Source organism: Streptomyces sp. NBC_00086, from assembly GCF_026343255.1.
In the GTDB taxonomy this organism is placed as follows: Bacteria; Actinomycetota; Actinomycetes; order Streptomycetales; family Streptomycetaceae; genus Streptomyces.
This window is the reverse complement of sequence record NZ_JAPELZ010000001.1, coordinates 4,547,965-4,561,675: the sequence shown is the minus strand read 5'-3', so window position 1 is coordinate 4,561,675 and position 13,711 is coordinate 4,547,965. Positions and strand designations below refer to the sequence as shown.

Annotated in this window: 12 protein-coding genes; 5 read left to right on the top strand and 7 right to left on the bottom strand. The window is 69.8% G+C overall.

From position 1 onward, the window contains the following. Positions 1-33: 33 nt before the first annotated feature. Together OG276_RS20530 and OG276_RS20525 are read left to right on the top strand one after the other, a co-directional pair. Positions 34-1,680, top strand: a complete 1,647-nt coding sequence (locus tag OG276_RS20530; protein ID WP_266907548.1) for a hypothetical protein — start codon at positions 34-36, stop codon at positions 1,678-1,680. A gap of 88 nt (positions 1,681-1,768) precedes the next feature. Then, positions 1,769-3,409 (top strand): hypothetical protein, encoded by a 1,641-nt coding sequence (locus OG276_RS20525; protein WP_266907546.1) that lies wholly within the window; start codon positions 1,769-1,771, stop codon positions 3,407-3,409. Between the two features lie 58 nt (positions 3,410-3,467). Here the strand turns inward: OG276_RS20525 and OG276_RS20520 are convergent, their stop codons facing one another. Then, entirely contained in the window at positions 3,468-5,126 is a 1,659-nt protein-coding gene (locus tag OG276_RS20520; protein ID WP_266907544.1) for a hypothetical protein, read from the bottom strand. Between the two features lie 116 nt (positions 5,127-5,242). Beyond that, entirely contained in the window at positions 5,243-6,241 is a 999-nt protein-coding gene (locus tag OG276_RS20515) for a DUF5937 family protein (protein WP_266907542.1), read from the bottom strand. 112 nt (positions 6,242-6,353) lie between these two features. Here OG276_RS20515 and OG276_RS20510 point away from each other — a divergent pair, with 112 nt between their 5' ends. Next, positions 6,354-7,544: an MFS transporter gene (locus OG276_RS20510; RefSeq protein ID WP_266907540.1), complete on the top strand. Its 1,191-nt coding sequence runs from the start codon at positions 6,354-6,356 to the stop codon at positions 7,542-7,544. 5 nt (positions 7,545-7,549) lie between these two features. On the opposite strand, the gene OG276_RS40830 is transcribed toward OG276_RS20510, so the two are convergent. From OG276_RS40830 to OG276_RS20490, 4 genes are all read right to left on the bottom strand, one after another. Beyond that, positions 7,550-7,777, bottom strand: coding sequence for a hypothetical protein (locus tag OG276_RS40830; protein ID WP_323182350.1), 228 nt, complete (start codon positions 7,775-7,777; stop codon positions 7,550-7,552). 212 nt (positions 7,778-7,989) lie between these two features. Continuing rightward, positions 7,990-8,277 carry a hypothetical protein gene (locus tag OG276_RS20500; RefSeq protein ID WP_266907536.1) on the bottom strand — a complete coding sequence of 96 codons (288 nt, stop codon included), beginning with the start codon at positions 8,275-8,277 and terminating at the stop codon, positions 7,990-7,992. A gap of 90 nt (positions 8,278-8,367) precedes the next feature. Continuing rightward, entirely contained in the window at positions 8,368-10,842 is a 2,475-nt protein-coding gene (locus tag OG276_RS20495) for a cation-translocating P-type ATPase (RefSeq protein WP_266907534.1), read from the bottom strand. 232 nt (positions 10,843-11,074) lie between these two features. Further along, positions 11,075-11,374: a DUF2530 domain-containing protein gene (locus OG276_RS20490; protein ID WP_266907532.1), complete on the bottom strand. Its 300-nt coding sequence runs from the start codon at positions 11,372-11,374 to the stop codon at positions 11,075-11,077. Between the two features lie 136 nt (positions 11,375-11,510). On the opposite strand from OG276_RS20490, the gene OG276_RS20485 reads away from it, so the two are divergent. Then, complete coding sequence (locus OG276_RS20485; protein WP_266907530.1) at positions 11,511-12,917, top strand: NCS2 family permease; 1,407 nt, start codon at positions 11,511-11,513, stop codon at positions 12,915-12,917. A gap of 39 nt (positions 12,918-12,956) precedes the next feature. Here the strand turns inward: OG276_RS20485 and OG276_RS20480 are convergent, their stop codons facing one another. Then, positions 12,957-13,139 (bottom strand): hypothetical protein, encoded by a 183-nt coding sequence (locus OG276_RS20480; RefSeq protein WP_030156886.1) that lies wholly within the window; start codon positions 13,137-13,139, stop codon positions 12,957-12,959. A 119-nt stretch (positions 13,140-13,258) separates the two neighbouring features. On the opposite strand from OG276_RS20480, the gene OG276_RS20475 reads away from it, so the two are divergent. Next, positions 13,259-13,696 (top strand): MarR family winged helix-turn-helix transcriptional regulator, encoded by a 438-nt coding sequence (locus tag OG276_RS20475; protein ID WP_214954723.1) that lies wholly within the window; start codon positions 13,259-13,261, stop codon positions 13,694-13,696. The last annotated feature ends 15 nt before the right edge of the window (positions 13,697-13,711 follow it).

Here is a 13,711-nt window from a genome sequence, read left to right as displayed (position 1 = left end):
TGGGTGATGTCGCACGACGCCCCGGGGGGACCGATGAAGAAACTGATCAGCACCGCGCTCTGCACCGCCACGGCCATGGCAGCCATGCTGGCCATGCCCACGGCCGCCCAGGCCGCCGACCCCCATCCGGAGTTCTACGCGTCCACCCAGCACGAACAGGTCGTCCTGTACGTCGAATCGCTCAAGCGGCCCGCGGGCCTCAAGGTCCACCTGCGCAAGAAGGGCACGGCCCAGCGGGTCCTGACCGTCTCGGAGTTCGTCAGCATGCCCTATGACGATCCCTGCTCTGAAGCTGCCTCCTGCATGGACCCCTCGCCATTCGGGACCGCCCCGCTGAAGCTGGCCGCGCTCGGGGAGTACGACGTGGACGTGGAGTACACCGGCACCCAGGGCGAGCCCATCCTCCACAAGAACAAGACGACGCTGAACTACCGCCTGCGCCCGCTCTTCTCCAACGTGAAGAACTCGAAGCCGGAACTGTCGCTCGCCGACCGCGACACTGTGGTCTCGGGTGACATCAACCTCTACGACCCGCGCGACAGCTCGACGAAGCCGTTGACGGGCGGCGCCGTCACGACGGTGCACGGCGCGGCCCCCGCCTCCTTGACCACCGATGCGAACGGACACTTCGAGGGCGGGATCACGGCCAACGGGAGCAGCGGATTCCGGAACGACGACGGCAAGCCCGCCACGTCCATCGGACTCGCGACCGAGGTGAACGGGGCCAGGGACACCGACTACTTCGAGGTCTCCGTGGCCCCGGTGGAGACCCGCGTCGCTCTGGACTCCACGAACGTGAGCGGCCCTTACGGGACCGAGGCCAAGGTCACCGGCACCGTCACGTACGAATCCCCCGAGGGCACGTGGAAGCCGGTACCCGCCGGCATCGACGTCTCCGTGGGCTTCAAGCAGGTCCTCACAGACGACAGCGGCCGCTTCACGAGGACCACCCAACTGTCCAGGGACACCACCTGGGAGGCCCAGGTCAAGGATCAGTGGGCGCAGTCCCAGGCCCAGTCCGTCACCCTCACCGTCGGGCCCGGGACCACCTTCAACCGCCCCACAGCATGGGTGAGCGCCTCCAAGACCGTCTCCGTCACAGGCGCGCTCGGCCTGTACCGGATCCCCGCCGGGATCACCTCGCTGAAGGTGGACGTCCAGTACTCTGCGGACGGCCAGACCGGCTGGACCACTCGCAAGAGCGTCGACGTCGCCCTGATGCCCGGTACCAACCCCGGCTCCAGCCTCACGCTCCCGGTCCGGACCACGCTGCCCTACCCCGGAGCCGGCCACCTCCGACTCCAGTACGCGGGCATGCAGACCCTGCACGGCTCCACCTCGTCCACCGTGAAGGCCGTCCGCACCATGACGGCCATCCCGGAGTTCAACGCCGCGCCCGAACCGGTCAAGAAGGGCAAGCCGATCACCATCACCGGCAAGCTCAACCACGCCGACCCGACCTGGAAGCCCTTCGCGGGCCAGACCGTCCACTACTACTTCCGGCCCGCCGGAACCTTCACGTGGAAGGTCATGGGCTACTCCAAGACCGCCGCCGACGGCACCTTCACCAAGACCTTCACCGCCACGCAGACCGGCTACTGGCAGGCCCGCTACGCACTCGCCGACGACACCCACTTCATCGCCGCCGGCCGCGTGGACGGGGTGATCGTCACCCCGTAGCCGAAACACCCTCGCACCACCCGTACAACCATCGGGCGGCCCGGACAGTCCCCTTGGGTGATCGTTGAACGATTTCCCGGGGGGCCACATGAACAAGCGCATAAGCGCCGCACTCTGCACCATGACGGCACTGGCGGCCGTCATGGCCGTACCCACGGCCGCCCAGGCCGCCGACCCCTTCCCGCAGGGGTTCACCACGCACACGGAGAACGAAGCGGTCGTCGTGTACTTCGGCTGGGAGATCGCGCCCAAGAACCTCAAGGTGCACCTGCGGAAGAAGGGCTCGGCCACCCGGGTCGCCACGCTCACGCGGTTCTCGTCCGTCATCGACGAAGACGAGATCTGCGAGCCCTCCTGCGGCGACATCATCCAGTACCCCCAACGGGGTGCCGTGCCCAAGCTCGCCGAACTCGGCGAGTACACCGTGGACGTGGAGTACACGGGCACCCTGGGCGAGAGCATCCTGCGCAAGGACAGGGCGACGCTGAACTACCACGTGCGCCCGGTCTTCCAGAACCTGAAGGCCTCGAACGGAGTGTCCCTCGCGGCTCCGGACACGACGGTCTCCGGTGACATCGAGCTCTACGACCCCCGCACCGCCTCGTCCACGCCCTTCACCGGCCCGTTCACGGCCAGGACCGGCACGGTGACCACCCCGCTGACGGCGGACGCGAAGGGGCACTTCTCCTCCAGGATCACGGTCTCCGGTGCCGAGAGCGGCTCCGACGACGACGACGCCGACAAGACCTTCGTCCACCTCGCGACGACGGTGAACGGAGTCAAGGACGAGGAGGACGTGGCGGTTCCCGTGACCGCCGTGGAGGCGCGCATAGCCCTCGACTCCGACACCGTGACCGGCCCCTACCGAACGCAGGGCAAGGTCAGCGGAGCCGTCACCTGGAAGACCGCCGACGGCACCTGGAAGCCGGTGCCCGTCAAGGCCAGGATCAGTGTGGGCGGCGGGGTCGGGCTCACGGACGACGCCGGCCGGTTCACCGTGGAGAAGTACTTCGAGAAGGACGACACCTGGGGGGTCATGGGCGCCAGCGCCTGGCTGAACACGGACGACGACATCCAGAGCGTCACGGTGGACACCACGGCCGGCACCCACCTCTCCCATTTCGACGCCTCGGTGAACCAGTTCAAGAACGTCCAGGTGAGGGGGTGGATCGACCGCGTCGAGATGCCGGCCGGGACCACCTCCCTGCAGGTGGACGTCCAGACCTCGGCCGACGGCAAGACCGGCTGGACCACCCGCAAGACCGTGGACGTCGCCACCCAGCCCGGCACCAACCCCTCGGCGATGATGGAGACGACGCTGCCCTACCCCGGCCCGGGGTTCGTCCGGATGCGGTACGCGGGCACCGAGGCCATCCACGGTTCCGAGACGAAGAGCATCAAGGTCCAGCGGACCATGACGGCCATCCCGGAGTTCAACGCCGCGCCCGAGCCGGTCAAGAAGGGCCAGCTGATCAAGGTCACCGGCAAGCTCAACCACGCCGACCCGACCTGGAAGCCCTACGCCGGCCAGACCATCAACTACTTCTTCAAGCCGGCCGGAAGCACCGGCTACAAGGTCATGGGCACCTCCAAGACCGCCACCGACGGCACCTTCACCCGCTCCTTCAAGGCCGACGTCACCGGCACCTGGTACGCCTGGTACGCACAGCCCGACGCGAACCACTTCTACGCCGCCAGCCGCATGGACGAGGTCGTGGTCACGCCGTAGCCGAAAACGCCTCCGGCGCCCGGCAGGAGCCGGGCGCCGGAGGCGTGCTGACGCATGCTCAGAGAGCCGGGCCGAAGCCCGTCACCTTCGGGTGGGGAGTCGCCGTCCCCTTGCCCGGGAACACCGTGACCTTGCCGGCGGCGTCGGCGGACCAGAGGTCCGGGATGCCGTCGCCCGTCAGGTCGCCGTCGGAGCCGACGCGCGGGTGGGCGGCCGGGGCCAGGGTGGTCAGGACCGTCCCGGCGGCCGGGTTGGCGAAGGCCCTGAAGTCCGGGGCGTCCGGAGTGCCGCCGACGGTGAAGGCCCGGATCGTGCCGTCGGTGGTGTTGCGGGCCCAGAGCGTCGGGAAGTCCGTGCCCTGTGCGCGGCCCGGGGTGAGGAGTTCGTAGCCGGCCCAGCTGGTGTTGCTGCCGGAGATGAGCACCGCCTCGTCCCTCAAGGCGCGGAACCCCTCCTCCGCCAGCCACAGACGGCCGTTCTCGACGAAGAGGACCGAGGTGTCCGGCAGGGAGCCCTGGACCGGGCTGTCGCCCCGGGGCGATCCGAACGCCGCGATGCGCGTGACCTTCGACCAGTTGGCGCCGAAGCCGTGCTTCGCACAATCGATGACCACGGCGGCCGGGGTCTGGCAGACGGTGGGCTTGGCGACGGTCGACGGGCCTTGTTCGGTGAACAGGCCGTCAGCCTGGTTGGGGAAGATGAGCAGCGCGGAATCCCCCGGCGCATGGGCGAGGAGGTCATCGACCCCGTTCCCGCTCAGCGAGCCGCGGTGGGTGTACTGGACCTTGGCCCAGCTCCGGGTGTCGCCCGGGGCGGCAAGCGCACGCGCATTTGCCGTGCCGAGCGGGTTGTCGCCCGGCTCACGGAGGTTGCCCGCCGCGTCCGGGACGAGGACGTCCGGCTTGCCGTCCGAGTCGATGTCGCCGAAGGTCGCGGGCGCCGTGCTCGACTGCGCGTGGTAGATGATGTCGGACTCGGACCGGTTGCCCGCATTGTCCAGAACTTCGAGCCAGACGCCCTGCGCGCCCCAATTCGACGGCTTGACCTTGATGTCGGCCGAGCCGTTCGTCAGGCGGAGCACGTGGAGGTCAGTCGCCGCGTCCGAGCACCGCCAGCCGACGCTGGGGGTCTGGCTCGTCCGCCAGCGGACGCAGGCGATCCCCGATCCGGAGTCGGCCGCCTTCAGCGTGAAGGTGGCCTCTTGACCGACCACCTTGGGGCTGGAGTCGGTGGTGACCGAGGAGGTCGGGTAATTCCTGTCCACCCGGAAGTAGCACCAGCCCGTGTAGTCACTGGCCAGTTTTCCGTCGCTGGCCCGCGCGCGCCAGGCGTACTTGGCGCCGTCCACCAGCTGGTCGCGGGGTACGAATGCCGACGCCACCGGGGAGGTGGACCAGCCCGTCGAGAATTCGGTGTGCTTGCCCCCGACCGCGGTGTCCCAGAGCTGGAACCTCGTCCATACGTCCGCACCCGACGGGGAGACCGCCCTGGCCTTGAGCGTCACGTCGCCCGGGCCGACCCAGCCGGGACCGGTCGCGGAGTTCGGATTGGTGTCGCAGACGGAATAGCGGCCCGTACCGGCGAAGCCGGGAGTCGGGTCGGTGCGCTGCGAGGTGACCACGGGCGCCGCGGGGTCCGCGGCTGCGGCCGGAGCCGCGGTGGCCAGGCCGACCGCGAGCCCGAGGGCCGCTATCGGCAGTGCGCGGGCATGCCTCATCTGAATGGTTCCCCCCTGGGAATCTGGTGTAGACCGGTCGCAATCTTGCAGAAGGACTATCACCCCGCACCCACATTTACGGGGGCACCCCCGGACGGAGCCCTGAATTGCCCGGTTCACCCCACCGGCATGAGCAGCGCGTCCGCGACCGCCGTTCGGGCGTACAGGACCGAGCGGCCCGCGCGGTGCCCGGTGACCAGGCCCGCGTCGCGCAGGGCCGTGAGGTGTTGGGAGACCGCGGCAGCCGACAGGCCGGTGTGGGCTGCCAGTTGGGTGGTGGAGGCGGGGGTGTCGAGTTCGGCGAGCAGGGCGGTCCGGGAGCGGCCCAGTACGGCGGCCACCGCGTCGGTGGCTTTCGTGGCGCGGGGCTCCCACAGGGTGCCGATGCCGCGGGCGGGGTAGGCCAGTTGGGGCGGTTCGCCGGGCACCGAGCGGGTCAGGACCCGGGGCCAGGCGAAGGCGGAGGGGACCAGGAGGAGGCCGGAGCCGTCCTGCTCCCGGGTCAGCGCGCACTGCCGGCGGACCATGCGCAGGGTTCCGGCGTCCCAGCTGACGGTGTCGTGGAGCTCGTTCAGGACGTGGGCCGAGCCGTGCTCGGCGACCTGGCGGGCCCGGTGGAACACGTCGGCTTCGAGGAGTTGGCGGATGCGGGGCCAGTAGGGCGCGAGGGCGAGTTCCCAGTAGGCCTCGATCTCGGCGGTGACCTTCCCCAGGACCGCTTCCGGCTCCTCGTGGAGCAGCCGCAGGCGTGGCGCCACCGGGCGGCCCCCCGAACGGGACTTCGCGGCGAGCGTGGCCAGGTCGGAGCGGACGTTGTCCGGGCTCGCGGCGCGGATGGCCGCCAGCTCGGCGGCCAGGTCCGGGAAGGGGCCGGCCGGGGTGGGGTTGAGGAAGTCGGCGAGGTAGCCGTCGCCCGGGATCAGGGCGGCGAGCCAGCCCCGGTGCAGGCCGGCGCTCAGCAGCCGGGGCCTGACCTGCGCGGCCCAGCGGCGGTGCAGCGGCGGATCCGCCTCGTCCTTCAGCAGCCGGAAGCTGGTGACGACCTCCCACATCGGCGACACCGCGAAGCGGGTCTGCGCCAAGTCGGCCGCCGAGAAATTCAGTTCGTACTCCATGACCCTGCCCCCGTAGTCACAGCCACAGCCATCGGCATCGGCGTCGGCGTCGTTGGATTCGGCCCCAGCTTAATCAATAGGACCTGCGGCCGTCCCGGCGCAGGCTCCTTCCATGCCCTCCTCCTTCCGCGGTCTCCCGCCCCTCGTCTGGACCCTGTTCGCCGGTTCGATCGTCAACCGGATCGGCTACCTCGTCACCCCCTTCCTGGTCTTCCTCCTCGCCGACCGGGGCATCACCGGATCCGACATCTCCTTCGTGCTCGGCGCGCTCGGCGCCGGTCACCTGCTCGGCCCGGCCGTCGGCGGGCTGCTCGCCGACCGGATCGGCCGCCGTCCGACCATGCTGATCGGGCTCGTCGGTTCCGCCGTCGCCCAAGGCGCGCTGTTCCTGGCCCCGGGGCTCTGGACGTTGGCCGCGTCCGCGCTGCTGCTCAGCACCGCCGGAGCCACCGTCCCGCCCGCCGCGTTCGCCCTGCTGGCCGACTCGGTGGACACCGGCTGGCGGCAGCGGGCATACGCCCTGTTCAACTGGGGCGTCAACATCGGCACGGCCATCGCAGGCGTCCTCGGCGGCTTCCTCGCCGCCCACGGCTACTGGCTGCTCTTCGCCGTCGACGCCGGTTCCGCGCTCATCTACGCCCTCGTGGTCGTGACCCGGCTGCGCGAGCCGGCCCGTACCGCCCCGGCCAAGGCCACGGGCCTGGGCTACGGGGTCGTCCTGCGCGACCGGCTGCTGCTCCTGCTGCTCCCGCTGCTCGGGATCCAGCTGTTCGTGTACTCGCTGACCGAGGTGGCGCTGCCGCTGGCCGTCCGCGACAGCGGGCTCTCGCCGGCCGTGTACGGGGCCCTGGCCGCGGTCAACGCCGTACTGGTGGTCGCCCTGCAGCCGTTCGTGACGGCCAAGCTGTCGGGACTGCCGCAGCTCCCGGTGCAGGCGGCGGGCAGCGCCCTGATCGCCGCCGGGGTGGCGCTGACCGGGCTCGCGGACTCCGTCACCGGGTACGTGGTCTCGGTGGTCGTCTGGTCGCTCGGCGAGGTGGCCGTGGCCGGCATCGCGGCCTCGCTGGTGGCCGACCTGGCCCCGGCGGACGCCCGCGGCCGCTACCAGGGCGCCTTCAGCTGGACCTGGGGCATGGCCCGGTTCTCCGCCCTCACCCTGGGCGTCGCCCTCTACACCGGGGTCGGCCCGGCGGTCCTGTGGTGGGGGGCCCTGGTCGCCGGTCTGCTCGCCGCGGTGGCGATCCTGGGCCTGCGCACGCGCATCGCGGCCCGGCGGGAGCAGGACCTCGACCTGGCGGCCTGAGGAGGTCAGACCGGCTCGATGCGGATGGGGTGCGCGCCGAGAAGCCGCTTCATGTCGTCCACGTCGGAGGTGAGGACGTTGACCAGCTCCCCCCGCCGGGAGGCGACGAACGCGGTTGCCGCGAGCACGGCGTCGATCGCGTACTTGTGGCCGTGCAGACCGGCCTCCTTCAGGAGGGAGCGAGCCGCCCCGATGATCTCGTCGTTCGGATGCACGATGTCCACGCTCGACAAGGCCCATTCCCAGGTCTGCTGGCGAATGCCCTTCCGAGGGTCCCACGCCTCCAGTGTCGTGAGCGACGAGGTGACCACCCTCATCCCGCGATCGGGCGACCGCCGGATCATGGCCCGCACGCCTCGGTCGCCACGAACGGCCAACGAGAGCGCTTCGCAGTCCAGGACGAGGGTCCGCGGAGCGACGACGGGACCGGGAGGGATGCGCGGATTCATGCGGCCGCCTTCCCTTCCAGCGGGCCCGCCTCCCCTTCGTGTCTGCGTTCGAGGTGCCAGGCGTCCATGGCGTCGAGGCGGGCGTCTGCGGTGCTGAGCTCCTCCTCGGTGAGCGGACCGAACTCCTCATCCAGGAATTCCGACAACCCGGTCAGCTTGTCCATCGCGACCTTGTGTTCCACCGCGGCCGTCACGTAGCCGGAGACACCGCGGGGATCCACATGCCCCTTGATGTACTCGATCACCTCGTCAGGCAAGGTGATGGTGATCTTTTTCGTTCCCATAGTTCGAGTATGGAGCCCTCATGGATCGCCCGTCGATCCCCCAGGGGAGGTAATCTCCTCGCCCCGAGTCGACTCCGCCCACCGCGGGTCCTACGCCGGGAACCTCCGGTCCACCCACCGGAAGGTGAACTCGATGAGGACGGCCGCGCCGGCCGCGATGCCGACGGCGGTCCACGGCATCACGGCGCCCTCCAGCTTGAGCTGGAAGAAGTCCTGGAGCCAGGGCACGACGAGGACGATCAGGAACGCCCCGCCCATCGCGCCGACCAGGCCGACCCGCCACCAGGTGTAGGGGCGGGCGATGATCGCCAGGACCCACATCGAGGTCAGGAACAGGGCGAGCGTCGCGGCGCTGGTCTCGGCCTTGAGGGCGTCGGGGCCGGTGTAGTGGTGGCGGGCGACCACGTACGTCACGAAGCAGGCGACGGCGGCGATGATCCCGCCCGGGATCGCGTACCGCATCACGCGTTTCACGAAGTGCGGCTTGGCCCGCTCCTTGTTGGGCGCCAGGGCCAGGAAGAAGGCGGGGATGCCGATCGTCAGCGTGGACAGCAGCGTCAGGTGGCGCGGCAGGAACGGGTACTCGACCTGGGAGCAGACCACCAGGACGGCCAGCAGCACCGAGTAGACCGTCTTCGTGAGGAAGAGGGTGGCGACGCGGGTGATGTTGCCGATAACCCGGCGGCCCTCGGCCACCACCGAGGGCAGGGTGGAGAAGCTGTTGTTGAGCAGGACGATCTGCGCGACCGCCCGCGTGGCCTCCGAGCCGGAGCCCATCGAGACGCCGATGTCGGCGTCCTTGAGCGCGAGCACGTCGTTGACCCCGTCGCCGGTCATCGCGACGGTGTGGCCCCGGGACTGGAGGGCGGCGACCATGTCGCGCTTCTGCTGCGGGGTGACGCGCCCGAAGACGGCGTTCTGGTCGAGCACCTCGGCCATGGCGCCCTGGTCGGTGGGGAGCTTCCGCGCGTCCACGGTGTTCTCGGCGCCGGGCAGACCCAGCTTGCCGGCGACCGCGCCGACCGAGACGGCGTTGTCCCCGGAGATGACCTTGGCCTTGACGTCCTGGTCCTCGAAGTAGCGCAGGGTGTCGGCGGCGTCGGGGCGCAGCCGCTGTTCCAGGACGATGAGGGCGGTCGGCTTGACCCCGGTGGCCACGGCCGGGTCGTCGAGTTCGCGGGCGGCGCGGCCCAGCAGGAGGACCCGTAGGCCCTGTTCGTTGAGTTCGTTGATCTCGTCCAGGGCCGGGTCCCCGGCCGGGAGCAGCACGTCGGGGGCGCCGAGCAGCCAGGTGTTGTTCTCGCCGTCGCCCTCGCTGAAGCTGGCGCCGCTGTACTTGCGGGCGGAGGAGAAGGGCAGCGATTCGGTGCAGCGCCACTCGGCGCTGTCGGGGTAGGCGTCGATGATCGCCTGGAGGCTGGCGTTGGGGCGGGGGTCGCTCTCGCCGAGCGCGCCGAGGACCTTCTTGACGTACGCGGCGTCCGCGCCGCCGAGCGGGCGGCACTCGGTGACGTCCATGCCGCCCTCGGTGAGGGTGCCGGTCTTGTCGAGGCAGACCACGTCGACGCGGGCGAGCCCCTCGATGGCGGGCAGCTCCTGCACCAGGCACTGCTTGCGGCCGAGCCGGATGACGCCGATGGCGAAGGCGACGGAGGTGAGGAGTACGAGGCCTTCGGGGATCATCGGGACGATGCCGCCGACGGTGCGGGCGATGGCGTCCTTGAGGTTGTTGTCCTTGACGATCAGCTGGCTGATGATCAGGCCGATGGAGGTCGGGATCATCATCCAGGTGACGTACTTGAGGATGGTGGAGATGCCGGAGCGCAGCTCGGAGTGGACGAGCGTGAACCGGGAGGCCTCTTCGGCGAGCTGGGCGGCGTAGGCCTCGCGGCCGACCTTGGTGGCGGTGAAGGCGCCGCCGCCGGCGACGACGAACGAGCCCGACATGACGGGGTCGCCGGGCTTCTTCAGGACGGGGTCGGCTTCGCCGGTGAGGAGGGATTCGTCGATCTCCAGGCCGTCGGCCTCGCCGACGAGTCCGTCGACGACGACCTTGTCGCCGGGGCCGAGCTCGATGACGTCGTCGAGGACGATCTCGGAGGTGGAGATCTCGGCGGTGCGGGCGTCGCGGCGGACGCTGGGTTTGGCTTCGCCGATGACGGCGAGGCTGTCCAGGGTCTTCTTGGCGCGCATCTCCTGGATGATGCCGATGCCGGTGTTCGCGATGATCACGAAGCCGAAGAGGCTGTCCTGGATCGGGGCGACGAAGAACATGACCACCCACAGGACGCCGATGATGGCGTTGAAGCGGGTGAAGACGTTGGCGCGGACGATCTCGGACGTGGAGCGGCTGCTGCGGACGGGGACGTCGTTGACGGCTCCGCGGGCGACGCGCTCGGCGACTTCGGCGGTGGTCAGCCCGGCCGGCTTGAACCGGGGTGCGGGTGGCTGGACCGGGTGTACGGGATCGAGCTCGGCCCCCGCGTCGATGGCGGTCCCGGCGGGGGCGGCGCTGCCGCCGCCCTGCTCCGGTCCGTCTGGTTCGATCCCTGCCCGCTGCGTCATGGTTTCGACGGTAAAGGGGGATCCAACGGTTCACCCGCCGAAAAGTCGGAAGATCCGACTTCGGGATGAGTCGAATCCTCCGCTGGTAGCCCCTTCACCCGACCCGGTGCGGCGCGCCGGGCACGTGCGGCGCCGCTTCCAGGGGGCTCCGCCCCCGGCCCCCCGCGCCTCAAACGCCGGCGGGGCTGATTTTGGCCGACGCCGCCCGTCACGCGCGGGGCAACAAGGGGGGCTAGCCCGCCTGGGGGGACGGGCCCGCCTGGGTGTCTTCGTTCAGAGCGGCCAGCTCAGCCGCGTGCCGCTTCAGCGCGGCATCGCGGCCGCGGACGTACCAGAGGCCGATCAGGCCGAGGACCCCGCCGACCGCGCAGGTCCAGACCCACCACAGCATGCCCCGGTCGGCGAACCACCCGTAGAAGGGGAGCTGGAAGAGGAAGAGGGCGAACCAGATGATCGTGCCGCCTGCGACGGTGCCGACGATCGGCCCCTCAAGGGGCTCGGGGGCCTCGTGCTGCGCAGTCCATTTCGCCATGTGGCCAAGTCTAGGCCGGTCGGCGGAAGGTCTACGCGCGGAGATAGACGCCTCTTCGTTCATGTGTTCATACTGAAACGGTTTGAGCTTGGCCCGTTTTCGCCGTATGAAACCACCACTGAGGACCAGGACCCCCATGAGCACGTCGGCCCCTGTGGACCGCTACTTCAAGATCTCCGAGCGCGGCTCGACCATCGGCCGCGAGGTCCGCGGCGGTTTCGCCACCTTCTTCGCGATGGCCTACATCATCGTGCTGAACCCGATCATCCTGGGCAGCGCGAAGGACATGTACGGCAACCAGCTCGACGGCGGCCAGCTGGTCACCGCCACCGTGCTGACCGCCGCCTTCACCACCCTCCTGATGGGCGTGATCGGCAACGTCCCGATCGCGCTGGCGGCCGGCCTCGGCGTCAACACCGTGGTCGCCCTCCAGCTCGCCCCGCGCATGAGCTGGCCCGACGCCATGGGCATGGTGGTCCTGGCGGGCTTCGTGGTGATGCTGCTGGTCGCCACCGGCCTGCGCGAGCGGGTCATGAACGCGGTGCCGCTCGGCCTGCGCAAGGGCATCGCGATCGGCATCGGCCTGTTCATCCTGCTGATCGGCCTGGTCGACTCGGGCTTCGTCACCCGCATCCCGGACCTCGCGCACACCACGGTCCCGATCCAGCTCGGCAGCAACGGCCACCTGCACGGCTGGCCCGTCCTGATCTTCGTGGTCGGCGTCCTGCTGACGCTCACCCTGATCATCCGCAAGACCCCCGGCGCGATCCTGATCTCCATCGTGGCCATGACCGTCGCCGCCCTGGTGATCCAGCTGATCACCAAGCTCCCGGACGCCGCCTGGGGCCTGACGGTCCCGGAGTGGCCGGGCAACCCGGTGGCCGCGCCCGACTTCGGCCTCATCGGTCAGGTCAGCCTGTTCGGCGGCTTCGGCAAGGTCGGCATGCTCACGGGCATCCTGTTCGTCTTCACCGTGCTGCTGTCCTGCTTCTTCGACGCGATGGGCACCATCCTCGGCGTCGGCGACGAGGCGAAGCTGACGAAGCCGGACGGCTCCTTCCCCGGCATCAACCGGGTCCTGTTCGTCGACGGCATGGCCGTCGCCGCGGGCGGCGCCTCCTCCTCCTCGGCCACCACCTGCTTCGTGGAGTCCACGGCGGGCGTCGGCGAGGGAGCCAGGACGGGCCTGGCGAACATCGTGACCGGCGGCCTCTTCACCGTGTCGCTGTTCCTCACGCCGCTCGCCACAATGGTCCCCTCGCAGGCGGCCACGCCCGCCCTCGTCGCGGTCGGCTTCCTGATCATGGCCGGCTCGGTCAGGGACATCGACTGGAACGACTTCACGATCGCCGTCCCGGCCTTCCTGGCCATGGTGATGATGCCGTTCACGTACTCGATCACCAACGGCATCGGCATCGGCTTCGTGGCCTTCTCCGTACTGCGGCTGGCGACCGGCCGGGGCCGCGAGGTCCCGGTGGCCATGTACATCGTGTCGGCGGTCTTCGTCTTCTACTACGCGATGCCCGCGCTGGGCCTCACGTAGCCCCTGCCCCTCGGTGGCCCCCGGAGCCGGGCCCCGGGCTCAGGTGAGCCCGTAGAACTTCTCCGTCTCGTCGACGGCCGCCTTGAAGCGTTCGTCGAAATCGTCGCGAATGAGCGTCCGGACCACGTAGTCCTGGACGCTCATTCCGCGTTTGGCGGCATGAGTCCGGAGCCTGTCGAGGAGCTCCCCGTCTATGCGCATGCTCAGCACATGTGTCCCCATGCCGAAAGAGTCGGGGCACAGGGCATGGACGCGTGTCACTTTCCGGAACCGACTCACCCGTACGAGTGACACCAGATAAGTGGTGTTCCTTAGGAAGAGTAATGAGTTACTCTAAATACATGCATGACCTTTCCCATGGTGACGACGCAGCCGCCGTGAACGACCTCCGCTCCGCCGTCATGCGGCTGGGCCGGCGCCTCAAGCACCAGCGCGTCGACGAATCACTGAGCCCGACCGAGATGTCGGTGCTCGGCACCCTCGCCCGCTGCGGCCAGGCCACCCCCGGTGAGCTGGCCCGGCGCGAGCACGTGCAGCCGCCGTCCATGACGCGCATCGTCGCGTTGCTGGAAGCCAAGGGACTGGTCACGCTGGAACCACACCCCGACGACCGCCGCCAGAAGGTGGTCCGCCAGACGGAGGAGGCCGAAGCGATGCTCGAAGAGAGCCGCCGCAAGCGCAACGCCTTCCTCGCCGGGCTCGCGGCCGAGCTGACCGAGGACGAATGGGCGAAGCTGCGCGAAGCCGCCCCCGTCCTGGACAAGCTCGCGCACCTATAGGAACGACGCCAGGAG

Bases quoted from the DNA above. Each gene is read 5' to 3' on its own strand.
- OG276_RS20530 (WP_266907548.1), top strand. From the start codon at position 34: ATGAAGAAACTGATCAGCACCGCGCTCTGCACCGCCACGGCCATGGCA.
- OG276_RS20525 (WP_266907546.1), top strand. From the start codon at position 1,769: ATGAACAAGCGCATAAGCGCCGCACTCTGCACCATGACGGCACTGGCG.
- OG276_RS20520 (WP_266907544.1), bottom strand. From the start codon at position 5,126: ATGAGGCATGCCCGCGCACTGCCGATAGCGGCCCTCGGGCTCGCGGTC.
- OG276_RS20515 (WP_266907542.1), bottom strand. From the start codon at position 6,241: ATGGAGTACGAACTGAATTTCTCGGCGGCCGACTTGGCGCAGACCCGC.
- OG276_RS20510 (WP_266907540.1), top strand. From the start codon at position 6,354: ATGCCCTCCTCCTTCCGCGGTCTCCCGCCCCTCGTCTGGACCCTGTTC.
- OG276_RS20500 (WP_266907536.1), bottom strand. From the start codon at position 8,277: ATGGGAACGAAAAAGATCACCATCACCTTGCCTGACGAGGTGATCGAG.
- OG276_RS20495 (WP_266907534.1), bottom strand. From the start codon at position 10,842: ATGACGCAGCGGGCAGGGATCGAACCAGACGGACCGGAGCAGGGCGGC.
- OG276_RS20490 (WP_266907532.1), bottom strand. From the start codon at position 11,374: ATGGCGAAATGGACTGCGCAGCACGAGGCCCCCGAGCCCCTTGAGGGG.
- OG276_RS20485 (WP_266907530.1), top strand. From the start codon at position 11,511: ATGAGCACGTCGGCCCCTGTGGACCGCTACTTCAAGATCTCCGAGCGC.
- OG276_RS20480 (WP_030156886.1), bottom strand. From the start codon at position 13,139: ATGGGGACACATGTGCTGAGCATGCGCATAGACGGGGAGCTCCTCGAC.
- OG276_RS20475 (WP_214954723.1), top strand. From the start codon at position 13,259: ATGCATGACCTTTCCCATGGTGACGACGCAGCCGCCGTGAACGACCTC.